Source organism: Bradyrhizobium lablabi, assembly GCF_018131005.1.
Classification (GTDB): Bacteria; Pseudomonadota; Alphaproteobacteria; order Rhizobiales; family Xanthobacteraceae; genus Bradyrhizobium; species Bradyrhizobium lablabi_D.
This window is the reverse complement of the sequence record NZ_JAFCJK010000002.1, coordinates 187,578-212,436: the sequence shown is the minus strand read 5'-3', so window position 1 is coordinate 212,436 and position 24,859 is coordinate 187,578. Positions and strand designations below refer to the sequence as shown.

Sequence of the window (24,859 nt, the reverse complement as noted above, 5' to 3'; positions counted from 1 at the left end):
CGTCACTCAGCGGGCACTTCCGCTTCAGGCTGCACGGCGCGGTAGGCGTGCCATGTGGCGTGACCAAGCAGCGGATAGATCACGACCAGTCCGAGCATGCCGGTGGCAAGGCTCGCCAGAAACAGCGCGAGCACGATCGCGGCCCACATCAGAAGGACTCGCAGATTGTACCAGACCAGCGCCATGCTTGAGCCCATCGCCGTGAAGGCGTCGGTGCGCTGATCGAGCAGCATCGGAATCGAGAATGCGCTGATTGCGAAGGAGAACGCTGCGAACAGTCCGCCGACGAGCGTGCCGACAATGAGCATCGCCCAGCCGGTGACTGTCGTGAACAGCATCGACGCGATATGGTCGAGGCCGGGAAACGCCACCATGCCAAAGAACAATGCATAGATCAGCACGGCCGCGCGGATCCAGACGATCATCAGCAGGCAGAGCAGGACACCGGTAAACAGGATCTGGCCGCCGGATCGCGGCCTGACGAAAAATAGGTTCTCCCAGCGTACAGGCAGGCCCTCCTCGATACGGCGGCTCTTCTCGTAGAGTCCAACGGCGAGGATCGGGCCGATCACCATGAAGCCCGCGAACATCGGAAACAGGATGTAATCGCGCTTGAGCGCGATCAGGCCCGACACCAGGGTGAGAGAGATGGCAAGGATCAGCACGCCGTAGGCAAGGCTCATCGGCATCTGCGTTTTAAAATCGCTCCAGCCCTGCGCCAGCCATTTGACGGGATCGGCCATCGTCAATGGCCGGGCCCATTTGTTGACCGTCGGGAGCGGCGGCGCCACGGAAGGGAGGATCGTCATCGCTCGTTTCCTTGTGCAGAAGAACGAATCGCGGATGGCGAGCAGGACGATTTCGCCGCGCGGTAGAGGCCCGACGCGCCGGCAGTTTCGTCCTGGCGCAGGTGGTCGACGCAGGCCGGCTGCGAGATCGACGCGACATACAGGAGGTGGGCGTTGGCGGCGAGGACCGCGATCACGCCGCAGGCGATCAGGAGCCAGAGCCCGACCCTGCCGGTCCGTCGTCGCTGGAAGACAAGGTCGGTCATGGACGAGGTGTCCTCTTGTCCACGAGGTAGAGCGTCAGGATCTTGCGGTCGAGCGCGGAGAGCCGGCCTTCCCAGGTCGGCATGTGGCCCTGTCGGCCGCCCCATACGGTGGTGTCAATAGCGTTGAAGTCGCCGCCATAGATCCAGTCGCGATCGGTCAGGTTGGGCGCGCCGAGTTCCGGATTGCCCTTGGCGTCGGCTCCGTGGCAGGCCACGCAATTGGCGGCGAAGATCGCTTTGCCGGCCTCGACCTTCGCCGGATCGACGTCGGTGGCGCCCGGATGTGACAGGGAGTAGACGTAACTCACCACCTTGATCACGTCCTGGCGCGGCAGCATCTGGTCGCGGCCGAATGCCGGCATTTGCCCGACATGCGTGTCGGGATGCGTCGAGTTGATGCCGACGCGGATGGTGTTGAAGATATCCTCCGGCTTGCCGCCCCACAGCCACGAACCGGTCGTCAGGTTCGGAAAGCCCGGACCGCCCTTGGCATCGGCGCCATGGCAGGCCGCGCAGTTGTTGCCGAACAGCGTGTGACCGGTCTCGCGCACGATTGCCATCAGGCGCGCGTCGGACTGAATCGCGGCAAAACTCTCGGTCTCGATCCGCTTGGTCCAGACGCTGCGCTCCTGCGCAGCATCCTGGAGCGAGGCCGCCACCAGGTTCCGCTGGTCGATGCCGAGCAGGCCCTTGGTGTAGGTGACGCCAAGCGGCCAGGCAGGCATCAGCACCCAGTAGCCGACCGAGAACACGAAGGTCAGTATCAGGAAGAAATAGACCGCGCGTGGGACCGGCGTGTTCAGCTCCTTCAGGCCATTCCATTCATGGCCGGTCGTGAGATAGCCGGTATAGCTGTCTCGCTCTGGTTGCTCTACCGCCATGGTCCTGCCTCGTCGCGAAAGATCGATTGGGCCGCCTCGTCGAACTGCTTCTTGTTCGATGGCTTCATCGCGTAGATCACGACAGCGATCGACAGCGCGATCAGGTAGAACAGACCGAACGATTTCGAGAAGCCGACCAGGAAGGCATGTTCAATCATTGGCCGGCCTCCGCCCGTGCAGTCGACTTGGTTGCCGCGTCGGTGAGGCGCCCGAGCACCTGGAGATAGGCGACCATTGCGTCCATCTCGGTCAGACGGCCGGGCTGGCCGTCGAACGCCCGCAGCGTGGTCGCCTTGCCGTAGCGCTTGGTGACACCGTCGGCGAGCGGCGAGTCCGGATTCGACTGCGCATAGGCATCGACGGCCGCGTTGGCGATCATGTCGTCGGTATAGGGCACGCCGACCCTGCGCATGGCTTTCAGGTGAAGGCCGAGATCATCGGTGCGCAATTCGGTCGTGAGCAACCATCCGTAGGCCGGCATGACGGAGACCGGGACCACGTCGCGCGGGTTGTTCATATGGGCGACGTGCCATTGGTCGGAATATTTCTCGCCGATCCGGGCGAGGTCGGGGCCGGTGCGCTTCGATCCCCACAGCATCGGGTGGTCGTATTTGGACTCGACTGCGAGCGAATAGGGGCCGTAGCGATCGACCTCGTCGCGCAGCGTGCGGATCATCTGCGAATGGCAGGCGTAGCAGCCTTCGCGGATGTAGATGTTGCGGCCGGCAAGCTCGAGCGGCGTGTAGACCCGCATGTCGGGCGCGTCTTCCACCGTTTGATGGATGGTGAACAATGGCGCGATCTCGACCAGGCCGCCGATGCTCGCGACGAGGATGATGGCAAGCGTCAGGCCGATCGCCTTGCGTTCCAGCCGGTAGTGAAATCCGAACAGCGACATGATCTTCACTCCGCCGGCTGCAGGGTGCCAGCGCCGACCACGGCCGGCTGGGGAACATCGCTCGCCTGCTCCGCGGCGGCGCCGGAGATCCTGATCGTCTTCCAGATGTTGTAGGCACCGATGCATCCGCCGATCAGGAACAGCAATCCGCCGACCGCCCGCGCGATATAGTAGGGGTGCATCGCGACAAGCGTGTCGACGAAGGAATAGGCAAGCGTGCCGCTTTCAGTGTAGGTCCGCCACATCAGCCCCTGCACGATGCCGGAATTCCACATCGCGAAGACGTAGATGACGGTGCCGGCAAGCGCGAGCCAGAAATGCGCTTCGACGAGCTTCGGCGAATACATCTGCTGGCGCTTCCACAGCCACGGCACCGAGGCGTAGATCGACCCGAAGGTGATCATGGCGACCCAGCCGAGCGCGCCGGCATGGACGTGGCCGACGGTCCAATCGGTATAGTGCGAGAGCGAATTTACCGTGCGGATCGCCATGAACGATCCCTCGAAGGTGGTCAGGCCGTAGAACACGCCTGCCACCATCATGAAGCGCAGCGTGGCATCGTCACGGACCTTGTCCCAGGCGCCGTTCAGCGTCAGCAGCACGTTGCCGGCCGAGGCCCAGGACGGGATCAGGAGCATCAGCGAGAATGTCATGCCGAGCGTCTGCACCCATTGCGGCAGCGCGGTGTAGTGCAGGTGATGCGATCCGGCCCACATGTAGAAGAATGTGATGCCCCAGAAGCTGATGATCGACATCCGGTAGGAATAGATCGGCCGGCCCGCCCGCATCGGCAGGAAGTAGTACATCATGCCGAGGAAGCCGGCGGTCAGGAAGAACGCGACGGCGTTGTGCCCATACCACCACTGCGTCATCGCGTCCTGCACGCCGGAGAAGGCGGAGTAGCTCTTGGTGTGGCCGAGCGAGATCGGCACGGCGAGGTTGTTGACGATGTGCAGGATCGCCACCACCAGGATGAACGCCATGTAGTACCAGTTCGAGACGTAGATGTGGGGCTCCTTGCGTCGCGCCAGTGTGCGCAGGTAGATGACGAAATAGGTGACCCACACCACGACGAGCCAGAAATCGTTATACCATTCCGGCTCGGCATATTCCTTGGACTGGGTAACGCCCATCAGGTAGCCGGTGACGGCGAGCAGGCAGAACAGGTTGTAGCCGTACAGCACGAACCACGGGCTCACCTGGTCGGGCAGGCGGGCGCGCGACGTTCGCTGCAGCACGTAAAACGACGTCGCGATCAGTGCATTGCCGCCGAATCCGAAGATCACGGAGGTGGTGTGCACGGGCCGCAACCGTCCAAAGCTCGACCAGCCTGGCCCGAACGTCAGATCGGGATTGACCAATTGCCAGGCGACCCAATCGCCGACCGCGAGCCCGACAACGACCCAGATCATCGAGAGAACGATTCCGACCTTGCTTGGATCGTCATAGTAATGCGCCAGGCGATCATCTGAAGGAAGCGGCGCATAGTAGCTCCCGCCGATGCGGAAGATCATGATCGCGCTTGCAACAAAAACCAGGACGCCGTGAATACTCATCGCGTCATCCTGTCCGACCAGGATCATCAGGGCGCCGAGGACGGCGACGGCGGCGCTGATCATGATCGCGTGCTGGCGTTCGGTGAGGGTCAATTGGGCGATCATGCGACTGTCCCCGCGCAGTTCTGATCTCGGCGGCAGCCGGCTTCGCGAAACCTATTGCCGAACCGAGGACGTCCTTGCCGGGATTTTGCAGGACGCGGTTGCGGAAGGAAAGCGCTATGCGGCCGCGCAACTACTACACATCGTATCACCGCCGCTCGCGCGTCGCCAGACGCTCGGCACTGAACGCACGCCGGAAATGGCCGGCACCGAGGCTCACGATGGCGGCCAGCTCGACCAGATCCACCTGATGGTCAAGATGTGAACCGATGTAGGGCGTGACGCGGTGCATCTGCCATTTCGCGAGCCGCCACGCACGATGGTAGTCGGCCCGCCATCATGTCTGGGTGACGCGGCGACCAACTGAGTGGGCGACGCAGCAACGAATGCTTCAAGGGGAGGGGCAAGCCTTGGCCGTTCGGCTGCTGCCCAGCAGGGACAGAACTAAGTCCGCCTTCATTGGAGCCGCGTTCGCTGGGTCTGCGAGGCAGGCCGCAGCCCGGGTTTCGGGGACGACACGTGCATCCACGGCCGGACTCCTGATGCCAGACTGCGATGGCGACGATTCAACTCACCAGCGAGCGATGGAGCATGCTCAGGAAGCCGGATCGCCGGGTCTTAAGTGTTGCGAAGTATCGATGTTTGCCGCGACCTGATGCATCCGACGCGTCTCCAAATATCGCCGATTGGCCAAATGCTTACGGACCAGGCCGAGCACTGGGCATTGCTCGCGATGGTGCAGCGGTACCGCGCCGATGCGAGCGTGCGAGGTGTTGTCGAACACGCTGATGCTCGGCAAGGTCTGCCCCGGTTGATTGCGAAGCGGCGTATTCGTCGGCCACAGCGCGCGGTGGCACGGGCCAGACGCGCCCTCGTAGACGTCAATTCCGTTGTGCGGTCCAATAGCCCGAGCACTGCGCACTTCCGGAATGGCCGCGCCATGTACCATGGCCCGACGTGATGGAGAGCCGGCCCGAGCCCGAGGCGTATTTGTCGTGAACGGTCACCGTTGCACGGACTGCACCGGATTTCGCGACGTACCCTCTGAACTTCACCAGGGTCGGATGACTCACGACGCCATTCGCAACATTGACCGTGAAGTTGTAGGCCGGATCGCAGAGGCCTTTCTGCGTCACGAACAACAGGTTCCAGGAGCCATCATAGGCCGATCGCGCGTGCGCAGCGGGCGCCGCGGCTATAATGCAGCTAGCCGCCATTGCGTGCAGCCAAAGCCGTTTCATCGCCATCTCTCCGAGACTTCATTGATGTAGTCAGTCGGCGAGCAGCAACAAGCGTCGGAGGCATGCCGCGATCTGATCCCGTCCGTTGGCAAAGGGCTTGTTCAAATTTGCCTCAATCGTCCGTCTTGCCGACCTGTATGGTCGCGCCCCTTATCGCTTTTGGCGCTGGCGGTGCAGTCCGCTACCACGCCGCGTCCTTTCAGCGCCGATATTCAGGTGCTAGGTTGATGGCGTCAGGGAGTACCTGCTCCCTGTTTCATACCGAACGGGAGGACGACATGCCTGAGAGCGTCTACAAGGTCATTGAACTGATCGGTACCAGCAGCGATTCCTGGGAAAGAGCCGCTGCCAATGCGGTGGAGCAGGCCGCCAAAACTCTCCGGGATCTTCGTGTCGCAGAAGTTGTCAAACTCGATATGCAACTGGACGCCAAGGGCAAGGTCGAGTCCTATCGCGCCAAGCTAAACGTGTCATTCAAGTTCGAAGGTACTTGACTTGATCAACATCAACCTCGCCCCGCTCGCGGGGCGAGGTCGCATGACCCCAGCTTCAAAACCACTTCCTGCTGTCGCCAGGGAGCTTCTGATGGACGCTGCCGTCATCTCGGCTCTGGCGGCCTTGACCGGGACTGCCATGGCGTTTTCGGCCGAGGTGGATACGGATTGCGTGAAGCAAACGCGTCAAGACAGGAATCCGGAGCTTCGGTTCTGATTCAATCAGAGCCGGTAATGCTCTCTAGCCGCGACCGATAAGATGGGCCGCAGAGCGCCAAGCGTGATGCGACAGTGCTTCGAGGCTTCGGACCGTTTCGGCGCGAACGAGCGCTGCCTCGACGGTAAGCGTTCCATTGGCGACCGCGTTGAGCGTCGTGCTGCGGTGGGTGCGCAGGATTTCGCCAAGTTGCGTCGCACACCGCTCGAGCTCGGCGAGCGCCTCGTCAGTCGAGATCGCGCGCGGACCGGCCATGGCGTCGTGGCCAAGTGAGGCCGGCACGACCTGCGGCGATCCAGCGGCGCGGGGCGGTGCCGCCACTCCGCGCGCGATCGCTGCTGCGCTTCGCATCGCCTCCGCGCAGAGCTCTCCGGCACGGATTTCCTCCGGTCCGTCACCCACCGAACCGAATTTGATGCCTCCATTCATCGCATCCGTTAGTCGCGATGCGTGGTCGAGTGCGTGCAGTGTGCTCGTGAGGCGCCGTTGCTCCTCTTCGGTGTCAGGCGGTCCGGCCACATCAGACAGAAATATCTGTGCCTGGCCCAAGGCGTCGGCCGCGTCCTGCACCGATACGGAGTCCTTCCCCAAACGGATTGGTTCGGCGCGGCCGGCCAGCGCCGTCTCGATCGAGCCGCATACCGTTGCGAGCGCGCGCGCGATGGTTCGCCGCACCGCTTCCACTGCTACAATCGGCGTCGCAAGCGCCGAGGGATCAAGGCACCGCGTAAGCGGCGAGCCACGCTCGGGCAAAATGCGTTCGACCAGCCGCGTGAACCAGTCGATTAGCGGCAGCAGGACCACCACGCCGACGACGTTGTACGCGGTGTGATACGCAGCCAGCAACGTGACGCCATCGATGTTGTTCGAGGCGCCCACGAGCAGGGGGATGACGACAGGAAAAAGCACCAACGCGATGAGTGCGGCGATAAGCTTGAAAAGGACATAAGCGATGGCCAGCCGCTTGGCGGTCGTGCTTGCGCCGATTGCGGCCAAGGCAGAACTTGTCGCTGTTCCGATGTTCTGGCCGATGATCAGGGCACAGCCCTGATCCAGTCCGACCGCACCCGCATGATAGGCAGACAGCGTGACGGCAACTGCGGCCGTTGACGACTGCATCACCGCGGTCATCACGAGCCCGGTCACGACCAGCACCAGGACGCCGAACAGGCCCGACCACCATCGCCCGTCGGGACCTGCGAGCACGGCGGGCAGGTCCGCCGGGTGTACTTGTTCGGCCAATCCGCCCATGCCCTGCTGCAAGGTCGTCAGCCCAAAAAGCACAAGCCCGAACCCGGCGAGAGCGGCTCCCATCCCGGATATTCGCCCGCGCGCCAGAAGCTTGGTCAACGCTCCAACGAAGATCATCGGCAGTGCCGCGGCCGTGAGCGAGACGCGGACGCCGATGAGCGCGACCAGCCAGCCGGTCCCCGTGGTGCCGATGTTCGCGCCGAAGACGAGGCCCAACCCTTGCTGGAACGTCAGCAAGCCCGCGCTGACGAGACCGATCGTCGTCATGGTCGTTGCACTGGAGGACTGCACCAGAAGCGTGACGATAGCGCCCCAGAAGGAGCCGTGCAGGGGCGTCGCTGCTGCCCTGCTGAGCACCGTGCGCAGGGCGGAGCCTGCCAGCGCCTTCAGGCCTTCCGTCATCACGGTCATGCCAAGCAGGAAGAGACCTACGCCGCCGAGTACCGAGATTGCTATAGACATGCAGGCTCCCGAGGTGACCGACGATCAGGCCAGCTCCTGCACTGTAGCCCAGTTGCAGAGCGAACGCAGTCAACAAGGCTGCGCATCGCGCTTCAGGGTGTCGCCGCCTCATTCATGCCTGCGTCAACCCTCCGGACTGTGCTCAACGCGCCCCGCTGTAGTTATTCCATGGGAGAGAAATTCGGCGAAGGTCTGAGCCGACCGAAGCTATATTGTGGCCTCGTGGGTGGGCTAGGATCGGGAACAGGGAAATACCTAAGAGTTCGGGGGATGGTCGGAATGGCTCAGGAAGTCAGCCAACGACCCGTATATGAGTCCGCAGGGTGGGAGATTGATCTCGCCCGACGAGAGCTGCGCTCGATGGGGGTCTCGGTGCCCCTGGGTGGTCGTGCGTTTGAGATCGTGGCCGAACTGGTCCAGGCAGAAGGCGAACTGGTACCGAAAAACAAGCTGATCGAGAAGGTTTGGCCTGGAATCTTTGTCGATGAGAGCGCGGTTCGCGTCCACATCGCCGCGATCCGCAAGGCGTTCGGTTCCGATCGCGAAATGCTGAGCACGACGGTTGGTCGCGGCTATCGCCTGTTGGGGACGTGGAAGATCCGCGAGGCCGGCGCGTCGGCGCAATCGGCCGGTCTCGAGCCGATGAAGGCGGTGGTCGGAGCGATCTCGACGAACGTTCCCGCCGCGACATATGCCCTTGTCGGCCGGGACTCCGCCATGTCCTATGTGCAAGACCTGATGTCGGCGTATCGGGTCGTCACGCTCGCGGGTCCTGGCGGGATCGGCAAGACGGCTCTTGGGCTTGAACTGACCAGATTGGTGTTGGCCAGCCAGCAGACGGAGAGCTTGCTCGTCGAGTTGGCGTCGCTGTCGAACCCGACGCTGGTACCGTCCGTCCTTGCCAGCGTCATGGGGATCAAGCTCGAGGGCGAAGAGATCTCGCCCGAGGCCATCGCGCGCGCGATCGGGACGAGACAACTCCTGATCTTTCTCGACAATTGTGAGCATCTCGTCGATGCCGTGGCGGAGCTCACCGAAACCATCGTGAGCCGCTGTCCTGGGATCTCCTTTCTGGTGACAAGCCGCGAGCCGCTTCGCATTGTCGGCGAGCAAGTCTATCGCGTCCTTCCGCTTAGCGTGCCGCCCGCGGGGCGCGTCGAAGCGGAGGTGATTTTCGAACACACCGCGGTTCAGTTGTTCATGGCAAGGGCGAAGGCCCTGGGCGCGGACTTCCAGCTGAGCGAGGAAAATCTCAACGCGATCGTCTCGATTTGCCGGCGGCTCGACGGGATTCCTTTGGCAATCGAATTTGCCGCCGCGCGTGCGGCATTGCTCGGACCTGCGAGGATCGCTGCGCTGCTTGACGACCGCTTCAAGTTTCTCACCACGGGCCGGAGGACCGCGCTGCCACGGCACCAGACGCTCCGCGCGGCGCTTGATTGGAGTTATGATCTGCTGCCGGAGACCGAAGCGCGGGTGTTGCGTCACCTCGGCATTTTCGCGGGCGATTTCCTTCTCGAAGCCGCGATTGCCGTCGTCGGGGAGGAAGTCGCGTACGAGGTGACCGATCATCTGGCCAATCTCGTCGCCAAGTCGCTGGTTGCTGCCGACATTCGGGGCCACCGTCCGCACTACCGGTTGCTCGACACAACGCGTGCCTACGCGATGGAAAAGCTTCGCGGCTGCGGAGAGTTCAATCCGGCGGCACGGCGTCATGCGGAATATTACCGCGCATTCTTCATGCACGCGGAGGCTGAAAGCGAGCTGAGATCGCAAACAGAATGGCTCGCCGACTACGGACGGCATATCGACAGTGTGCGCGCGAGCCTGGATTGGGCATTCTCGCCCGACGGAGACGCCAGTATCGGAGTCGCCTTGACGGCTGTGGCGGTCCCGCTTTGGGTCCAGCTTTCCCTGCTCGGCGAATGCCGGGAGCGGACCCAATTGGCGCTCACAAGGCTCGACGAGAGCGCCAGCGATGCGGCGAGGGTCCGGATGCAGCTCTCGGCGGCACTCGCCTGGTCGCTTATGTACGGCGTGGGCCGTGCCCGGGAAGCTGGGCCCGCGTGGTCGACCACCTTGCGTCTCGCGGAAGACCTCGACGACCGCGACTATCGGCTGCGCGGGCTCTGGGGCCTCTGCATCGACCAGTTCAACAATGGAGAGTTTCGCAAAGCGCTCGAATTTGCGAACCGCTTTGCAGAGGTTGTGGCAGACGGCGATCAGACGATCGACCTCATGATGGCCGATCGCCTTCTCGCGACGACGTTGCACTTCCTGGGCGACCAGACCGGCGCCCGTCACCACATCGAACGCACGTTGTCGCGCCTGGCCGATTTGACGCCGAAGCCACAGATCGTCCGCTTCCGCTTCGATCTGCGGGTCTCTGCACATTACTTCCAGGCGCGTATCCTTTGGCTTTCCGGGTCGATCGATCAGGCGCTAAACGTCGTCGCGCGGAATATCGAGGAGGGGCGCGCCGCCGGGCATGCGCTGACGTTTTGCAGTGTTCTCGGCCAAGCGGCGTGCCCGATCGCGTTCTTCAGCGGCGATCTCGATGCCGCGGAACGCTACTGTGCGACGTTGCTCGATCACACGGAACGGCATCCGATCCGGCTTTGGAATCTGTGGGCGCGCGTGTTCAACGGGATGGTGTTGGCAAAGCGTGGGGATGTCGCCGGCGGGCTAAAGATCCTTCGCAGCGAGCTGGAGGCGGCAGGTGACGCCAGATTCCTGCCGCGCTTCTTGCTGCCACTCGGCGAGCTGGCGGCGTCCCTCGGGCTCATCGGTGAGGTTGCGCAGGGGCTTGCGACCGTGGATGAAGCGCTCGCCCGCTGCGAGGCGAGGGACGAACGATGGTACCAGGCAGAGCTGCTGCGGATCAAAGGCGAGTTGCTGCTGCGCGGAAGCGAGTACCGGTCAACTTCGACTGCCGAACAATGCTTTACCAGCGCGATTGAACTGGCGCGCGGTCAGGGGGCACTATTCTGGGAATTGCGGAACGGTATGGCTCTGGCGCGTTTGAGGATGGAGCAGGATCGTTGCGCCGACGCGTACGAGGTTCTCGCGCCGGTTTACGGCAAGCTCACCGAGGGCTTTGCAACCGCCGACACCAAGACGGCAAAAGCGCTGCTTGCGCAACTGGCGCCGTGATCTCATGGTCTGAAGAACGCCAGCAGATCGGCATTGATGACGGCCGCTTCCGTGGTCGGCATGCCGTGCGGAAAGCCCTTGTAGGTCTTGAGCAACCCGTTCTTCAGAAGCTTGGCCGACAGAAGCGCCGAGTCGGCGTATGGTACGATCTGATCGTCGTCGCCATGCATCACCAGGACGGGCAGGGAGATCTTTTTTAGATCCGAAGTGAAGTCGGTCTGCGAGAATGCAACGATCCCGTCATAATGCGCTTTCGCACCACCCATCATACCCTGCCGCCACCAGCTTTGGATGACGGCTTCCGATGGCTTTGCGCCCGGCCGGTTGTAGCCATAGAACGGTCCGGCCGCGAGATCGCGGTAGAATTGCGAACGCTCGGCGGCGAGCTGCGCCTGAAGGCCGTCGAAGACGCTCTTCGGCAGGCCACCTGGATTGGCGGGGGTCTTCATCATCAGCGGCGGCACCGCCGAGATGATCGCGGCCCTGCTTGTCCGCCCCTCGCCATGCCGCGCCAGATAGCGAACGACCTCGCCGCCGCCGGTGGAATGGCCGACATGGATAGCGTCCTTCAAATCGAGGTGGGCTGTGAGCGCGGCAAGGTCGTCGGCATAGTGATCCATGTCGTGGCCGTCGGCGACCTGGGTCGAGCGGCCGTGGCCGCGGCGGTCATGGGCGATGACGCGATAGCCGTGAGCGAGAAAAAACAGCATCTGCACATCCCAATCATCCGAGGACAACGGCCAGCCGTGGCTGAACACGATCGGCTGCCCGGATCCCCAGTCCTTGTAGAAGATCTCGACGCCGTCCCTGGTGATGATGCTGGGCATGGCTCTTGCTGCTCGCGCCGTGGGAGATGCTTCACGCGGGGGCTCGAGACGGGCGCGGTGAGGCAGCCCAACGTGGCCTGAGGGCGCCCCGGCACGGCTCGCTGGACTTCCTCTTATCTCGATCCTGGATCTCGAAGGTTAGATGGCGGGGCGTTTCGCCTTCTTTCATCGGCGCATGAGTTTATCAAAATCGCACGCCACACCGCGGACGGGTTACTCGGAGAGCTGTCGTGCGGCGTTGGCATCACAAAGCTCACACGGACGGCGGAGCTCCGGCTTGTCTGCGATTGTGGAAATGCGCCCGCCTCATGTAAGACACGCGTGCCTAGCGCGCGCTAGCTGCCGTCCCGTTGAGGACATAACCGGTCGATGGTGATACGTGAACAGGAGAGGCACGACATGAACGCGCAAGAAAGCAGCTACGTCGAACACAGGAGCAGTCTCGGCTTTGCTGAAACGGTGGATCATCTGGTGACGACGATCGAGAAAGTCGGCATGACCGTGTTCGCGAGGATTGACCATGCTGCCGGTGCCAAGGCAGTTGGCATAACCATGCCGCCCGCGATCGTATTGATCTATGGCAATGCGAAGGGCGGCACTCCGGTCATGCAGGCGGCGCCGAGAGCGGCGCTGGATCTTCCGCTGCGCGTCTTGATTCGTGAAGATGATCAAGGCAAGACGCTGATTGGGTTCCATCCGATTGCACAGTTGCTGGAAACGTATCGGGTTCCCGGTGAACTTGTGGATCGTCTCGCCAAGGCTCAGTTGCTCCTTGTCGGCTCTATCTGAGCCGACGAGGGATCCGGCCTGCGTCCCGCGCGCGCTCGGGCTCAAGCAGCACTGATTTCCGCCCGAGGAGCCGTGTTAAAGGGCCACCGGTGGGCGGGGGGCGAGAGGTCGAGATCGCCGGCGGCTCGCCGGTCGCTCTGAAGTGGTCGCTTCACACGCGTTAAACAGCCAGTCCAGAGTTGCTTCCCGCCGAACTCTGACCCCAGCTCGCTGAAGCGGCCTTTGTTTTGGTATTTCAATGCCATACGCGGCCGGCTGACGCGCGCCCTCACGGAACTAACCTCATTTAACATCTCTTCACTCGTCACCGGACGATCCCTCGCTACGATCGCGAGCGTCGGCACGTTCCCATCTGCCGCCAACGCAGGAATTTCCGCCGGAGATCGTCGCTGGAGGAACTGGATATGACCGACACGATGTCTTGGTTCGTTGATCATGGTGCAGCCTTGGCCAATCGCCGGCGCCAGTCCGACCCATCCGACGGTCTTGCTCGAGGTCAGGTCCGCGGTCTCGATGACGAAGCAGGCATTTTCGAAGAAGTTCGCTGGCGAGAGCCGAAGGCGATCGCAGCCGATCGCAGGATTGCGCCAGACATCACGGTGTCGCGCTGGGCGACGGTTGTCGGTGGTCTGAGGAATGAACAGGCGATCACGCCCGAATGGTGTCATATCATAACCGTGGCGCTCAAGGCCTCACGGCTTTCGCTCTCGGCCGATTCACGACTGTTGTTCGAGGGATCGATGGCTCCGGGGACGATCCATATCAGTGCACCCGGTCAACACCTGAGGGCTCAATTCGTACCGCCGTTCGATTTTCTTCATCTCCATGTCGACAACAACTTTCTCGACGAGGCTGGGCTCGCCAGCAGGGATAGTCTCGCCACCGCGGTGCCGTTGTTGCGCGACCCGCTCGTGGAAGCGCTAAGCCGGTCGCTGCTTAACGGCTCGAGCGAGCCATGCCGCCGTCACTATGTTGAAAGCGTCGGCAAGGCGATCGTGATGCGCGCGATGGCGCGTCCAGAGAACGCAAGACGCTGCAGCGAGCTGCCGAAATGGCGAATGAAGAGGCTCGAGCAGTATCTCTCGGCCAACATCCACAGGCCCATCAGCCTGGGCGACATGGCTGCCGTGGCCGGGCTCTCAAAGATGCATTTTGCCGCCCAGTTCCGCGCCGCGACGGGCTTCCGGCCGCATGAGTACCTGCTTCTCAAGCGCGTCGAGCACGCCAAGGCGGCGATGCTGCAGACCACCATGCCCCTTGTGGAGGTCGCGTTCTCGGTCGGATTCAATGCGCAGGCACATTTCTCGACCGTGTTCAAGCGCTTCACCGGTATGTCACCGGCCCGGTGGAAGCAGGAGTATCAAAACGTGAAGTGAGCAGAATTTTTTGGAGGAAGGTGATGGACATGATAGACAAACCGGTAGCCGCACTCATTGCTGCCATCGCCGCCGACATTGACACAGCGTGTCGGTATACGACTGTGCAGTCCCGCGGGATGGCCAGAAGCAGGATGGTGTCGCTCTGCGTGGTTGCATTCGCCCGGAATTGCGGAATCGCGATTGCCATCTCTGTCTTCTTCGCCGCGGCGCGCGGCCCGTCGCATTGTCCAATGGACACCAATCGCCTGGCCTGTCAGGGGCAGCAACACCTCGTCGTCAATACCGCCGGACAGTATGACCGCGGATCCCACTGGTCGACGTCAAGGAGCTACTGAAGACGCCGTGCGCATCCGGTTGTCTCAGCGCCGATCAGCTTCGGCTATGACATCGACGATCGCTTCGGCGAACGCCTGGGGCGCTTCCTGCGGCAGATTGTGCCCAATGCCGCCGTTGATGGTTCGGTGCGAGTATTTTCCCGAGAACTTCTTTGCATAGGCGGCAGGCTCCGGATGCGGCGCGCCATTGGCGTCGCCCTCCATGGTGATGGTCGGGGTGGTAATCACCGGGCTTTGGGCGAGCCGCTGCTCCAGCTCGTCGTATTTCGCTTCGCCCTCGGCAAGGCCAAGCCGCCAGCGGTAGTTATGGATCACGATCTCGACGTGATCCGGATTGTCGAGCGCCTTCGCGCTGCGGTCAAAGGTGGCGTCGTCAAAATTCCATTTCGGTGAAGCGAGCTGCCAGATCAGCCTCGAGAAATCATGCCGATATTTGTCGTAGCCGGCGCGGCCGCGTTCGGTCGCGAAGTAGAATTGATACCACCATTGCAGCTCGGCCTTCGGCGACAATGGAGCCTTCCCCGCAGCCTGGTTGCCGATCAGATAGCCGCTCACCGAGACCATTGCCCTGCAGCGCTGCGGCCATAGGGCTGCCATGATGTTGGCGGTACGAGCGCCCCAATCGAAGCCGGCAACCGTTGCCTTTTCGATCTTGAGCGCGTCCATCAGCGCGATGATGTCGACGGCGATGGCTGAAGGCTGGCCGTTGCGGAACGTCGCGTCGGAGAGGAAGCGCGTTGTGCCGTAACCGCGCAGATACGGCACGATGACGCGATATCCGGCCGCGGCGAGCAGGGGAGCAACATCGACGAAGCTGTAGATGTCGTACGGCCAGCCATGCAGCAGGATAACGGGTTCTCCGTCGGCGGGGCCCGCCTCGGCATAGCCCACGTTCAGAAGCCCTGCGTCAATCTGCTTCAGCGATGCGAATCTCGTGTTGGTTCCGACCTTGAAGTTGGTTGTGTCCAACGTCTTTTGCTGCGCTGCTTGCGTCTTGTCAGGCGTGTTGATCGCGAACGAGGCGGCGGCCGCCGTCATGGCGACATTACGGAGGAAGCGCCGCCGATTGGCATTGACCTGGTCGGACATTCGTTTCTCCTGGTATTTGTACGAAAGAGGATCTTGGAGCATTGCGCAAAATGCCCGGAGAAGCTCGCTCCTATTCAAACATCGCGTCAAAGATCTCGACGTCGAGGACGGGTCTTGGGACGAGTGCTCCATCGGCGCCGAGGACCATCGACCGCCGAAGTGTCGGCACGACGATGCCGCAGAATGCCTGGTGTGCCCACGAATAATGGGCAATCCGCGTTGCCAGGAAATCGTGATCGGTCCGTCGCTGCAGAGCCTTGTCGTCGAAGTAGAAGATCTGCTCGGGACAGTGGGTGACGATATCAGGCGGGAAACGCGCCCGCAGGCGCCGCCAAGGCTCGGCGTTGCCCGCTCGCGGCGGTAGTTCCTCGACCTCGACATCAGAACGGGCAAGAAGAAACGGAGTGGTCAGATAGTTCCAGATTGCGAAGCCGCATAGAAAGACCAGATGCAGTTCGTCTCCGGGCTGAACGTTCGAGTAACTGGAAAATGCCGACGTCGGATTGCGCCAAGTGCGCAGAACCTCTCCGTCGAGGCTTTCAATTGTCACCGCATCGGGCTGAAACGTGCCGGACATCTTGCCGCCGGTGATCCCGGTAAATCGCACGGACTGCGTCCAGATCGAGCCTTCCGCAATCAGGTCCTTGAATTGACCAATCTGCCCGGTTCGGGAAAGCAGCGTGCCTCCGATCGAGAGGTGGAGCGTGAAGCGCTTCAATTTGTTCCATCGCGCCAAGCCGCCGCTGGCTTCAATCGCGTCATCAAGAAGTGCCATGCTTCGTCGGGCCCGGGATCGTGCACTTCAGGATGACGGGGTATCGGCGGCTTGGCTTGTTAGAAGTTGTTAGGACTTGCGAGTCCATTATCCTATTGAAGACACTAGCAGTTTAGACCAGCGAGAAAGTCCCTCGCGCGAACCATGTCCAGGCTCTCGAAGCCTTCCTCGTACCGCGCACACAGCGGCTCGATCAGAGCGCGGGCTTCTTCGCCGCGGCCCCTGTCCTGCCAATGGCGTCCGAGCGTCAGCGCGCCTCGTAGCTCCCAGCCAAGGGCACACTGCCTGCGCGCCAGGTCGAGCGACTTGCCAAGGCAGCTCTCGGCCTCCGCAAAGCGGCCGCTGCGCGCCAGAATGTCGCCCTTGACCCGCAGCATCTCCGGCATATCGAAGGATTCGCCGTGGTTGCCGATCTGGACGATCGCCTCGTCGATCACGCGCAGCGCCGCCGCGAGTTGACCGGCCAGGGTCATGGCCTCCGCCTGCGCCGTTGCGAATACGGTCGTCATGATCCGGTGGCGCGTTGCGTATAACGTCGCCTGGCTGCGGCGAAGATGATCGAGGCCGCCCGGGATATCCCCGCGGCGCAGTAGCAGCTCTCCCTTCTGCCCGACGCCGACCGCCTGGTAGGGGCCGAGGAAATGCCGCGCCGAATGATCGACCAGCCTTTCGATCATACTTTCGGCGCTGACCCAGTCGCCGACCCAGAGAAAGACATAGATCGTCCAGATCAATGCGATGCCCAGCGTCAACGGCTGTTCGAGCTGTTCCGCCTCACGTACGGTGTATCTTGCCACCTCGATCGCGCGGTCCGGCCGGCCGATGAGCCAGAGCCCGCGCGCAAGTGCGACCAGCGCGACGATCCGGTCGTCATAGCCGAGATGACCGATGTTGAGCCGTTGGAGGCCCGGGTTCTGCACCATCGCGCTCTCGCAGAGCCCGACGGCTTTGTCCTGATGGCCGATCAAATGATGCGCGACGCCCAGCATCCACTCCACGTTCAGCGTGCTGGCGGGATCATTCAGCTTCCGCGCGACGGCTTTTCCCTGTTCGCCCGTGCGAAGCGCGCCGTGAAAATCTCCGATCCGGGTCAGGTAGATGTGCAGCCCGCGCAGGAGCCATAGCTGCCAGTGCAGATCACTCAGCTCCTCGGCGAGGTGCAGGCTTCGCGTGAAAGCGGAGTGGACGGCCTCCGTGTTGCCCTGCGTGAACATGATGGACACGCCGAGTGCGGTCTGCAGCTGCATCTCCCGGCGGCTGTCCAGCGCATGCTTCTCGGAGGCGGCCAGCGCCTGGTTCGTCCAGCTGTAGCACTCCGTCAGCAATGACAGCTCGATGAAGAACTGCGCCGCCGAGGCGGCCAAATCCATGCCGATCGTGCGGTCGCCGCGATCTGAAAAGCTCCAATCGAGTGCGGCTCGCACGTTCGAAAGGTGATCGGCATAGGGAAGGAAGCCGCCGCCGCTTTGCGGACCGGCCGACTTGATGGCGATGCTGTTCAGGAGATCACGAAAATACTCTGCATGGGCGCGGGCAGCTTGATCGGATTCTCCACTCCCGGCAAGCTTATCCGCAGCGAACGCGCGGGTCGTATCCAGCAGGCGATATCGCAACGACGGCCCGGCCGCAGACGTCGCGATGAGGGATTTTGAGAGCAGGTTCGAGATCGCCTCGACGGCCTCGGCTTCGCTGATCCCGTCGTAGGATGTCACCTTGATCGCCGCCTCCAGCGTGAACGGGCCGACGAATACCGACAGTCGGCGTAATGTGGCGCTCTCGACCGCAGGCAGCAGGTCGTAGCTCCAGCCGAGTGCCGCGCTCAGGGTCTGATGTCTTGGGATCGCTGTGCGTCGCCCGCGCCATAATAGGGAAAAGCGGCTATCGAGCAGCGAAGCGGTGCCGGCGATGCCATAGGCGTTGACCCGTCCGGCGGCAAGCTCGATCGCAAGCGCAATGCCGTCCAGGCGCCTGCATATCTCGGCAACCAGCGGCGCTTCGTGTTCGCCGAGCTCAAATCCGCTCAGATTCTCGCTGATGCGTTCGATGAAGAGCTGAGCTGCGGGATAGGCAAGCACATCCGCAACGCCAAGACCCTCCCGTTGCGGCGGGCAGTCCAGCGGAAACAGCCGATAGACACGTTCGCCTTCGGCGCGAAAGGATTCGCGGCTGGTCGCGAGAACGTGCAGCTTTGGCGCCTCGCGAACCATGCGTTCGGCGAGCGGCGCCAGTGCGTCAACCATATGCTCGCAGCTATCGAAGACGAGGAGCAAGCCGTGGGCGCGCAGGAAGGTGAGCAGGCCGGGAACCGGATCCTCCGCACTGACGGTTAGTCCAAGCGCTGATGCGATCGTCCCCGGGACAAGCGCGGGATCCCTGAGCGCACCGAAATCAACGAAGTAAACCTCGCCACCGAAAGCGAGCAGTTGCCGATGCGCCACGGCAAGCGCAACCGAGGTCTTGCCGATGCCACCGGGGCCAACGATCGTGACAAAGCGATGGAGTGAGAGGTCGGTCGAAATCCTTTCGATCGCATCGGCTCGGCCGACCATCTTCGCGGGTGGAGCGGGCAGATAGCGAGAAGGTGTCGTGGCGCCCCGAGGCGGCGGGCTCGATGGTGGCGCCGACGCAAGGGGTGCGGCAAAACAATAGCCGCGCCCGGGAACGTTGACGATGTACCGGGCGGGCCCCTCGGCCCCGTCGCCGATGGCCTTGCGCAGGGCCGTGATGTGAAAGCGGAGGCTTCCCTCGTCCACATTCAGATCGGCCCAGACCCGCTTAACCAGTTCTCGCTTGTCGATGACCTCGCCCGGGCGCTCGGCGAGGCAGATCAGAATGTCGAGGGCGCGGCCTCCGATGTGCACCGGAGCGCCATCTTTCTCCAACAGCCTGGCCTTCGGAAGCAGCCGAAATGGTCCAAAGGTGGCCGAGTCATGATTGTCGTCGTCCGACACGCGCCGTTACTCGTCCAATGGAGGTCCGGATATTGCGGCCCTGATTTACCAGAACGAACCTACGAGTAAACCGGCTGGGTGCAGTGTGGCCATGCGCCGGCCTGCCGCTTCCAGCCGCTCGTTGGCGACGTATTGTTGCTCGATAGCAGGCGCTTAGGAAGATTTCGAGGCGCCCGAGCCCAACGCCAAAGGCGCTTGGCGCAAAGCGCCTGCACGTCGCTGTCGAGCAAGGCCGATAACAGAATCTCGCAACGTTTAACAAGCCAAAATCGTGTATCTGAAGCACTATTGGCAGCGGTTTGAAGGCAACGTCCGATCGGAAGGTTACGATGCTCGATACTGACGCAAGACCAGGCGACGACTTCGTTGACGCGCTTGAGCACGATGCGCAGGACAGCGACTGGGAACTTGTGCTCCGTGAAAGCCATCACCGGATGAAGAACACGCTGACCCTGCTGGGGGTGTCGCTCCGTCGGGATTTCTTGCGACGAAAGTCGGAAGACCTTTCGGTGGCGGTCGATCGATTCGAGCGGCGTGTCGTTGCCTTCGGCAGGCTCTATAATCTCCTGTCGAGCGATGCCGAAGTTATGACCGTCTCCGCTGGCGAGTTTTTCGGAGCGGTGTGCCGGGCATTGTCGGAGGCAGTGCTGGAGCCAGCCGGGATTCGCTGCGAGGCGGCGGTCGAGAGCGGCGTACTTCCTGCGCCGCAATGTCATCGGCTGGGGCTCATGCTAACGGAACTGGTCACCAACGCTGCCAAGCACGCCTTTCCGAACAAGAGCGGCGGATTAATCCGGATCGAGGTGTGCAACCGCGAAGGTCGCTGGTCGTGCACGGTAACGGACAATGGCACCGGCGCAACTGAGCCGCTTCGGGGAACTGGCGGCCGTATTCTGCAAGGCCTCGCGCGAAGCATCCGCGCGCGGGTTCATGCCGAGGGCGGGCGTGCCGGCACGCGCGTGACAATTGTGATGCCCGCATCCAGGTAACGAGAACCTGCAGTTACGATGGGTTCCTCACCGATCGAGCCCGTGTGGGCGTCTTTCCGGACGAACTTGATGGATTGTGCCCGAGCAGGGTGCATGTTGACGTAACCGCGCAAGGGATGCCTGTCCCCTGCGGTGATCGCGGCAGGACCAAGGTCGCCACCGGAAATCATCGGTTTGTGAAGGGACGTAACATTATATTTATCATATAAACGGGCGCGGCTGTCGAACAAGAAGCGAACGAGCACAGGTTTTGGTCTAACGCATCCCGTGCGGCGTGGGCCGGCGGGTAAACCGTCGAGGGAGAGGGCACATGGCCTTTACCATCAACATCAACGGAACGTCGCACAGTGTCGACGTCGACGGCGACACTTCGCTTCTCTGGGTGCTGCGTGACGTGTTGGGGATGACCGGAACGAAATTCGGCTGCGGCATGGCGCTGTGCGGTGCGTGCACCGTGCATATCGACGGGGCCGCGACCCGGTCCTGCATCACCAGCGTCGATAGTTTGGACAAGTCGATGGTCACGACCATTGAGGCGATCGGTGCGTCACCGGCCGGCGCGAAAATACAAAAAGCCTGGCTCGACCATGAGGTCGTCCAGTGCGGCTACTGCCAGTCCGGGCAGATCATGTCGGCGTCCGCACTGCTGGCAAGCAACCCGCGTCCGACGGACGCCGATATCGACGATGCGATGAGCGGCAACATCTGCCGCTGCGGAACCTATGTCCGCATCCGCGAAGCGATCAAGCTTGCCGCGCAATCGAGCAAGGAGGGCTGATCATGATCCCCGATCACGTCGATTCCCCCGCTCCTGACACAAATCTCTCGCGGCGCAGCTTCCTCGCCACCGGCGTGGCCGTCGGCGGCGGGTTGATGCTGAGTTTGAGCCTGCCTTTCGGCGCGAGCGATGCCGCTCCATCCGACGGCTTTACGCCAAACGCGTTCATCCGTATCGGCAACGACGGCCAGGTCGTCCTGACCATGCCTTACGTCGAAATGGGGCAGGGCACCTACACATCGATCCCGATGCTGATTGCCGAAGAGCTCGAAGTGAGCCTGAAGCAAGTGCGTCTGGAGCATGCTCCGCCCAATGAAAAGCTGTACGCCAACCCGCTGCTCGGCGTGCAGGCGACAGGCAATTCGAACGCGATGCGCGGCGCGTGGAAGCCGATGCGCGAGGCGGGTGCGACTGCCAGGACGATGTTGGTCACCGCGGCCGCCAAGCGATGGGGCCTCGATCCAAGCACCTGTCAGGCGCAGGATGGTGCCGTGATTCACGCGCCGAGCGGACGCCGTCTTGCCTATGGCGAGCTTGCTTCCGAGGCCGCCCAACTGCCGGTACCGTCGAATGTGACGCTGAAGTCGGCCGCCGATTTCAGGCTGATCGGTACGCGGGCAAAGCGACTCGACGCTCCAGGAAAGGTCAACGGCACGGCGATCTATGGCATCGATGTTCGGCCGGCCGGTGTGAAGATTGCGACACTCGCCCAGTCGCCTGTGTTCGGCGGGCGCGTCAGGAGTGTCGATGATACGGCGGCAAAGGCCGTCAACGGTGTCCGCCAGATCGTCCGGCTCGATGACGCCGTCGCGGTCGTGGCCGATCACATGGGGGCTGCGAAGAAGGGCTTGGCGGCGCTCAAGATCGAATGGGACGAGGGCGCCCACGCAGGGCTCGGCACGGATGAAGTCGTCCGCAAACTTGATCAGGCGACGCTTGGTCCAGGCGCGGTGGCCCAGACCGTCGGCGATGTTGACAAGGCCATGGCCGGTGCCGCGACCAAGGTCGAGGCGAGCTATCAAGTGCCGTTCCTTGCCCATGCGACAATGGAGCCAATGAATTGCACGGTGCACTTCCGGAAGGATGAATGCGAGATATGGATCGGCAGCCAGGCGATGGCGCGGGTCCAGAACATGGCCGCAAAAGCCGCAGACCTGCCGCCGGAGAAGGTCATCGTTCACAATCACCTGCTCGGCGGCGGATTTGGCCGCCGGCTCGAAGCCGATGGCGCGGTCCGCGCCGTTCAGATCGCGCAACATGTCGATGGTCCGGTGAAGGTCGTGTGGACGCGCGAGGAAGACATCCAGCACGATATGTACCGCCCTTACTGGTTCGACCGCATTTCCGCAGCCTTGGACGCGGAGGGCAAGCCGGTGGCCTGGAAGAACCGATTTGCGGGCTCTTCGGTGCTCGCAAGATGGCTGCCTCCGGCCTTCAACAAGGGGCTGGATCCCGATTCGACCGAAGGCGCGATCGACCTCGTCTACGACCTGCCGAACTTCCATGTGGAGTTTGTGCGTGTCGAGCCGCCCGGAATCCCGACCGCGTTCTGGCGCAGCGTCGGGCCGTCGCACAATGTCTTCGTCACCGAGAGCTTCATCGACGAATTGGCGTTCGCAGCAAAGCAGGATCCGGTCGCCTATCGCCGCGGGTTGCTCGACAAGGCGCCGCGCGCCAAGGCCGTGCTCGATCTTGCCGCGGAAAAAGCCGGCTGGGGACAGAAATTGCCGGAGCGAGTGGGCCGCGGTGTCTCGCTGCAGAACGTGTTCGGCAGCTACATGGCGCAGGTTGCCGAGGTGGAGGTGGCAAAGGACGGCACGGTCCGTGTTCGTCGCGTCGTCTGCGCGATCGACTGCGGCACCGTCGTCAATCCTGATACGGTCCAGGCGCAGATCCAGAGCGGGATCATGTTCGGCGCGACGGCGGCGCTCTACGGGGAGATCACCGTCAAGAACGGCCGTGTCGAACAGGCAAACTTCGACACCTATCAGATCATCCGAATCAACGAAGCGCCGGCGGTCGAGGTTCATGTCGTAAGCAGCACAGAGCCGCCAGGTGGCCTTGGCGAGAACGGGACGTCGGCAATCGTTCCAGCGGTCGCCAACGCGATCTTCGCCGCAACGGGTAAGCGCCTGCGCAAGATGCCGGCCGATGCCAATTTGCTGAAGGCGTAGGGCAGCCGAAGGGCGCTGCAATAGCAAGACGCGCGCACAATCTCCGAATGAACAGAAATAACAGAGGAGCGTCACAACGCGCCAAAACGAGAATCCAGAGCATCGGTTCTGATCCTGTTCAGAACCGATGCTCCACTAGTCCCTGATGCCGCGAATCGAAGGTTGAATCGTCAAACGATAGGCGATGAGCTTGTCGCCGTCGAATTGCTCGAGCGCGGTATCGCAGACCGGGCAATGATATTCGCCCTTGTCGCCAGATGCGGTTGACAATTCAAGCCGTCGGAAACCCGCCCCGCAATGCGGGCACGTTACATCGGCCTTTTTCATTTCAGTTCACCCCGGGAGCAATCGCAGCCGGATATTTTTGCGCAATGTGCGCGGCAGAACTATGTCCGCCACAGGAAAACTGCAAAGCGATGCATGCGGACGAGAAGGCCGGCAACGTTGAGGCGCTTCACCAAGTTGACGTCGTCGATAACCTTTAATACGGTTGCAATCAGGTTAGTATGATTTTTGGTGTGCTGGGCGTCGACCTGGCGGCGGCCAGTGAGCCCATCGTCATCTCGCAGATGGGCATGACGCTTCATGGCTCATTGGAAGCCAGCGCCCATGGTCAAATTTCGATGGTGTGCAACGGGCGGGCCAGTGATCGATAGAAGCAAAGGAAGAAGAAAATGAGTGACTCCGTAGCGATCGTAACAGGTGCAAGCCAGGGTATCGGGCGCGCCACCGCTGTCCGTCTGGCGAGGGATTTCTCGAAACTTGTTCTTGTTGCGCGAAACGGAGCGAACCTTCGGGAGACGGCGAAGCAAGTCGAGAAAGCCGGCGCTGTCGCACTCGCACTCGAGCTGGATCTCAGTCAACCCTCGGCTGCCGATACCGTCATCGCAACCACCCTCGACAGATTCGGCCGGATCGATGCGCTCTTGAACATCGCCGGGGCGGTGCCGCAAATCGATATTCTCGAGATGACCGATGAGCAATGGAATGCGGGTGCGGAGCTAAAGCTTCACGGCGCCCGACGTCTCACCATTCGGGCGTGGGAGGCCCTGAAGAAGTCGCGCGGATCGGTCATCCTGATGTCGGGGAATTCGGCGCTCTTTCCCAAGGCCGGCTACGCGGCGGTAGGCACGATAAACGCTGCGATCGTGGCGCTTGCCAAGGCGTTCGCTGACAAGGGCATCGCTGACGGCATCCAGGTCAACAGCGTCCTGCCTGGGGCTGTGATGACCGGACGGCGGGAATCCTACCTCGCGAAATGGGCGCCGGCGCATGGGATGACCATTGAAGAAGCCCTGATCAAGTTTCCGAAAGAGGCGGGCATCGAACGCTACGGCCGCCCCGAGGAGATCGCCGAACTCATGGCCTTCCTGGTCTCGCCTGGAGCGCGCTGGATGACCGGCAACGCGGTGCGAATGGACGGCAACGAAGTGAAATCGATCTGATCCGCGTCGATGCCCTAAC

General features: G+C 62.3%; 24 protein-coding genes. 10 read left to right on the top strand and 14 right to left on the bottom strand.

Features of this window, described 5'->3' with window-relative positions; translation table 11 throughout:
- Positions 1-2 precede the first annotated feature (2 nt).
- The 6 genes from JQ553_RS05985 to ccoN are packed head-to-tail and all read right to left on the bottom strand — an operon-like array spanning position 3 to position 4,494.
- The gene (locus JQ553_RS05985) at positions 3-809 is read right to left on the bottom strand and encodes a DUF2189 domain-containing protein (RefSeq protein ID WP_212498992.1); all 807 of its coding nucleotides are present in this window, start codon (positions 807-809) and stop codon (positions 3-5) included.
- Positions 806-1,054, bottom strand: a complete 249-nt coding sequence (locus JQ553_RS05980; protein ID WP_212498991.1) for a hypothetical protein — start codon at positions 1,052-1,054, stop codon at positions 806-808. Before JQ553_RS05980 ends, JQ553_RS05985 begins: the two co-directional genes overlap by 4 nt.
- A complete protein-coding gene (gene ccoP / locus JQ553_RS05975) occupies positions 1,051-1,935 on the bottom strand; it encodes a cytochrome-c oxidase, cbb3-type subunit III (RefSeq protein ID WP_212498990.1) in 885 nt (294 codons plus the stop codon). Before ccoP ends, JQ553_RS05980 begins: the two co-directional genes overlap by 4 nt.
- Positions 1,926-2,093, bottom strand: coding sequence for a cbb3-type cytochrome c oxidase subunit 3 (locus JQ553_RS05970; protein WP_212498989.1), 168 nt, complete (start codon positions 2,091-2,093; stop codon positions 1,926-1,928). The genes ccoP and JQ553_RS05970 overlap by 10 nt, the downstream gene beginning before the upstream one ends.
- Positions 2,090-2,833 (bottom strand): cytochrome-c oxidase, cbb3-type subunit II, encoded by a 744-nt coding sequence (gene ccoO, locus JQ553_RS05965; RefSeq protein WP_212498988.1) that lies wholly within the window; start codon positions 2,831-2,833, stop codon positions 2,090-2,092. Before ccoO ends, JQ553_RS05970 begins: the two co-directional genes overlap by 4 nt.
- Positions 2,834-2,838: 5 nt before the next feature.
- Positions 2,839-4,494 carry a cytochrome-c oxidase, cbb3-type subunit I gene (gene ccoN / locus JQ553_RS05960; RefSeq protein WP_212498987.1) on the bottom strand — a complete coding sequence of 552 codons (1,656 nt, stop codon included), beginning with the start codon at positions 4,492-4,494 and terminating at the stop codon, positions 2,839-2,841.
- Between ccoN and JQ553_RS05955 the strand changes: the two genes are divergently transcribed.
- Positions 4,493-4,756 carry a hypothetical protein gene (locus tag JQ553_RS05955; protein ID WP_212498986.1) on the top strand — a complete coding sequence of 88 codons (264 nt, stop codon included), beginning with the start codon at positions 4,493-4,495 and terminating at the stop codon, positions 4,754-4,756. The genes ccoN and JQ553_RS05955 overlap by 2 nt on opposite strands.
- A 616-nt stretch (positions 4,757-5,372) precedes the next feature.
- Here JQ553_RS05955 and JQ553_RS05950 read toward each other — a convergent pair.
- Positions 5,373-5,732 carry a hypothetical protein gene (locus JQ553_RS05950; RefSeq protein ID WP_212498985.1) on the bottom strand — a complete coding sequence of 120 codons (360 nt, stop codon included), beginning with the start codon at positions 5,730-5,732 and terminating at the stop codon, positions 5,373-5,375.
- A gap of 278 nt (positions 5,733-6,010) precedes the next feature.
- Between JQ553_RS05950 and JQ553_RS05945 the strand changes: the two genes are divergently transcribed.
- Both JQ553_RS05945 and JQ553_RS34855 read left to right on the top strand, forming a co-directional pair.
- Positions 6,011-6,226, top strand: a complete 216-nt coding sequence (locus JQ553_RS05945; RefSeq protein ID WP_212498984.1) for a dodecin family protein — start codon at positions 6,011-6,013, stop codon at positions 6,224-6,226.
- A 91-nt stretch (positions 6,227-6,317) separates the two neighbouring features.
- Positions 6,318-6,443 (top strand): hypothetical protein, encoded by a 126-nt coding sequence (locus JQ553_RS34855; RefSeq protein ID WP_283817226.1) that lies wholly within the window; start codon positions 6,318-6,320, stop codon positions 6,441-6,443.
- Positions 6,444-6,467: 24 nt separating this feature from the next.
- Here JQ553_RS34855 and JQ553_RS05940 read toward each other — a convergent pair whose 3' ends face one another.
- A complete protein-coding gene (locus JQ553_RS05940; RefSeq protein WP_212498983.1) occupies positions 6,468-8,156 on the bottom strand; it encodes a Na/Pi cotransporter family protein in 1,689 nt (562 codons plus the stop codon).
- Between the two features lie 279 nt (positions 8,157-8,435).
- Here JQ553_RS05940 and JQ553_RS05935 point away from each other — a divergent pair, with 279 nt between their 5' ends.
- Complete coding sequence (locus JQ553_RS05935; RefSeq protein ID WP_249144003.1) at positions 8,436-11,309, top strand: winged helix-turn-helix domain-containing protein; 2,874 nt, start codon at positions 8,436-8,438, stop codon at positions 11,307-11,309.
- A gap of 2 nt (positions 11,310-11,311) precedes the next feature.
- On the opposite strand, the gene JQ553_RS05930 is transcribed toward JQ553_RS05935, so the two are convergent.
- Positions 11,312-12,136, bottom strand: coding sequence for an alpha/beta fold hydrolase (locus tag JQ553_RS05930; RefSeq protein WP_212498982.1), 825 nt, complete (start codon positions 12,134-12,136; stop codon positions 11,312-11,314).
- Between the two features lie 399 nt (positions 12,137-12,535).
- Between JQ553_RS05930 and JQ553_RS05925 the strand changes: the two genes are divergently transcribed.
- The gene (locus JQ553_RS05925; RefSeq protein WP_249144002.1) at positions 12,536-12,925 is read left to right on the top strand and encodes a DUF302 domain-containing protein; all 390 of its coding nucleotides are present in this window, start codon (positions 12,536-12,538) and stop codon (positions 12,923-12,925) included.
- Between the two features lie 404 nt (positions 12,926-13,329).
- Positions 13,330-14,301: a helix-turn-helix domain-containing protein gene (locus JQ553_RS05920; protein WP_212498980.1), complete on the top strand. Its 972-nt coding sequence runs from the start codon at positions 13,330-13,332 to the stop codon at positions 14,299-14,301.
- 362 nt (positions 14,302-14,663) lie between these two features.
- Here the strand turns inward: JQ553_RS05920 and JQ553_RS05915 are convergent, their stop codons facing one another.
- The 3 genes from JQ553_RS05915 to JQ553_RS05905 form a co-directional block, all read right to left on the bottom strand.
- Positions 14,664-15,728 carry an alpha/beta fold hydrolase gene (locus tag JQ553_RS05915; RefSeq protein ID WP_212498979.1) on the bottom strand — a complete coding sequence of 355 codons (1,065 nt, stop codon included), beginning with the start codon at positions 15,726-15,728 and terminating at the stop codon, positions 14,664-14,666.
- Between the two features lie 70 nt (positions 15,729-15,798).
- The gene (locus JQ553_RS05910) at positions 15,799-16,503 is read right to left on the bottom strand and encodes a hypothetical protein (RefSeq protein ID WP_212498978.1); all 705 of its coding nucleotides are present in this window, start codon (positions 16,501-16,503) and stop codon (positions 15,799-15,801) included.
- Between the two features lie 104 nt (positions 16,504-16,607).
- Positions 16,608-19,454 carry a winged helix-turn-helix domain-containing protein gene (locus JQ553_RS05905; RefSeq protein WP_212498977.1) on the bottom strand — a complete coding sequence of 949 codons (2,847 nt, stop codon included), beginning with the start codon at positions 19,452-19,454 and terminating at the stop codon, positions 16,608-16,610.
- A 329-nt stretch (positions 19,455-19,783) separates the two neighbouring features.
- On the opposite strand from JQ553_RS05905, the gene JQ553_RS05900 reads away from it, so the two are divergent.
- The 3 genes from JQ553_RS05900 (at position 19,784) to JQ553_RS05890 (ending at position 23,395) form a co-directional block, all read left to right on the top strand.
- The gene (locus tag JQ553_RS05900) at positions 19,784-20,443 is read left to right on the top strand and encodes a sensor histidine kinase (protein ID WP_212498976.1); all 660 of its coding nucleotides are present in this window, start codon (positions 19,784-19,786) and stop codon (positions 20,441-20,443) included.
- Between the two features lie 310 nt (positions 20,444-20,753).
- Positions 20,754-21,221 (top strand): (2Fe-2S)-binding protein, encoded by a 468-nt coding sequence (locus JQ553_RS05895; protein ID WP_212498975.1) that lies wholly within the window; start codon positions 20,754-20,756, stop codon positions 21,219-21,221.
- A 2-nt stretch (positions 21,222-21,223) separates the two neighbouring features.
- Positions 21,224-23,395, top strand: coding sequence for a xanthine dehydrogenase family protein molybdopterin-binding subunit (locus tag JQ553_RS05890; protein ID WP_212498974.1), 2,172 nt, complete (start codon positions 21,224-21,226; stop codon positions 23,393-23,395).
- Positions 23,396-23,530: 135 nt separating this feature from the next.
- On the opposite strand, the gene JQ553_RS34850 is transcribed toward JQ553_RS05890, so the two are convergent.
- Together JQ553_RS34850 and JQ553_RS05880 are read right to left on the bottom strand one after the other, a co-directional pair.
- Positions 23,531-23,665: a hypothetical protein gene (locus tag JQ553_RS34850; protein WP_283817225.1), complete on the bottom strand. Its 135-nt coding sequence runs from the start codon at positions 23,663-23,665 to the stop codon at positions 23,531-23,533.
- Positions 23,666-23,781: 116 nt separating this feature from the next.
- Positions 23,782-23,982, bottom strand: coding sequence for a hypothetical protein (locus JQ553_RS05880; RefSeq protein WP_212498972.1), 201 nt, complete (start codon positions 23,980-23,982; stop codon positions 23,782-23,784).
- A gap of 87 nt (positions 23,983-24,069) precedes the next feature.
- Between JQ553_RS05880 and JQ553_RS05875 the strand changes: the two genes are divergently transcribed.
- Positions 24,070-24,840: an SDR family oxidoreductase gene (locus JQ553_RS05875; RefSeq protein WP_212498971.1), complete on the top strand. Its 771-nt coding sequence runs from the start codon at positions 24,070-24,072 to the stop codon at positions 24,838-24,840.
- Positions 24,841-24,859: the final 19 nt, after the last annotated feature.

Bases quoted from the DNA above. Each gene is read 5' to 3' on its own strand.
- JQ553_RS05985 (WP_212498992.1), bottom strand. From the start codon at position 809: ATGACGATCCTCCCTTCCGTGGCGCCGCCGCTCCCGACGGTCAACAAA.
- JQ553_RS05980 (WP_212498991.1), bottom strand. From the start codon at position 1,054: ATGACCGACCTTGTCTTCCAGCGACGACGGACCGGCAGGGTCGGGCTC.
- ccoP (WP_212498990.1), bottom strand. From the start codon at position 1,935: ATGGCGGTAGAGCAACCAGAGCGAGACAGCTATACCGGCTATCTCACG.
- JQ553_RS05970 (WP_212498989.1), bottom strand. From the start codon at position 2,093: ATGATTGAACATGCCTTCCTGGTCGGCTTCTCGAAATCGTTCGGTCTG.
- ccoO (WP_212498988.1), bottom strand. From the start codon at position 2,833: ATGTCGCTGTTCGGATTTCACTACCGGCTGGAACGCAAGGCGATCGGC.
- JQ553_RS05955 (WP_212498986.1), top strand. From the start codon at position 4,493: ATGCGACTGTCCCCGCGCAGTTCTGATCTCGGCGGCAGCCGGCTTCGC.
- ccoN (WP_212498987.1), bottom strand. From the start codon at position 4,494: ATGATCGCCCAATTGACCCTCACCGAACGCCAGCACGCGATCATGATC.
- JQ553_RS05950 (WP_212498985.1), bottom strand. From the start codon at position 5,732: ATGAAACGGCTTTGGCTGCACGCAATGGCGGCTAGCTGCATTATAGCC.
- JQ553_RS05945 (WP_212498984.1), top strand. From the start codon at position 6,011: ATGCCTGAGAGCGTCTACAAGGTCATTGAACTGATCGGTACCAGCAGC.
- JQ553_RS34855 (WP_283817226.1), top strand. From the start codon at position 6,318: ATGGACGCTGCCGTCATCTCGGCTCTGGCGGCCTTGACCGGGACTGCC.
- JQ553_RS05940 (WP_212498983.1), bottom strand. From the start codon at position 8,156: ATGTCTATAGCAATCTCGGTACTCGGCGGCGTAGGTCTCTTCCTGCTT.
- JQ553_RS05935 (WP_249144003.1), top strand. From the start codon at position 8,436: ATGGCTCAGGAAGTCAGCCAACGACCCGTATATGAGTCCGCAGGGTGG.
- JQ553_RS05930 (WP_212498982.1), bottom strand. From the start codon at position 12,136: ATGCCCAGCATCATCACCAGGGACGGCGTCGAGATCTTCTACAAGGAC.
- JQ553_RS05925 (WP_249144002.1), top strand. From the start codon at position 12,536: ATGAACGCGCAAGAAAGCAGCTACGTCGAACACAGGAGCAGTCTCGGC.
- JQ553_RS05920 (WP_212498980.1), top strand. From the start codon at position 13,330: ATGACCGACACGATGTCTTGGTTCGTTGATCATGGTGCAGCCTTGGCC.
- JQ553_RS05915 (WP_212498979.1), bottom strand. From the start codon at position 15,728: ATGTCCGACCAGGTCAATGCCAATCGGCGGCGCTTCCTCCGTAATGTC.
- JQ553_RS05910 (WP_212498978.1), bottom strand. From the start codon at position 16,503: ATGGCACTTCTTGATGACGCGATTGAAGCCAGCGGCGGCTTGGCGCGA.
- JQ553_RS05900 (WP_212498976.1), top strand. From the start codon at position 19,784: ATGCTCGATACTGACGCAAGACCAGGCGACGACTTCGTTGACGCGCTT.
- JQ553_RS05895 (WP_212498975.1), top strand. From the start codon at position 20,754: ATGGCCTTTACCATCAACATCAACGGAACGTCGCACAGTGTCGACGTC.
- JQ553_RS05890 (WP_212498974.1), top strand. From the start codon at position 21,224: ATGATCCCCGATCACGTCGATTCCCCCGCTCCTGACACAAATCTCTCG.
- JQ553_RS05880 (WP_212498972.1), bottom strand. From the start codon at position 23,982: ATGAAGCGTCATGCCCATCTGCGAGATGACGATGGGCTCACTGGCCGC.
- JQ553_RS05875 (WP_212498971.1), top strand. From the start codon at position 24,070: ATGAGTGACTCCGTAGCGATCGTAACAGGTGCAAGCCAGGGTATCGGG.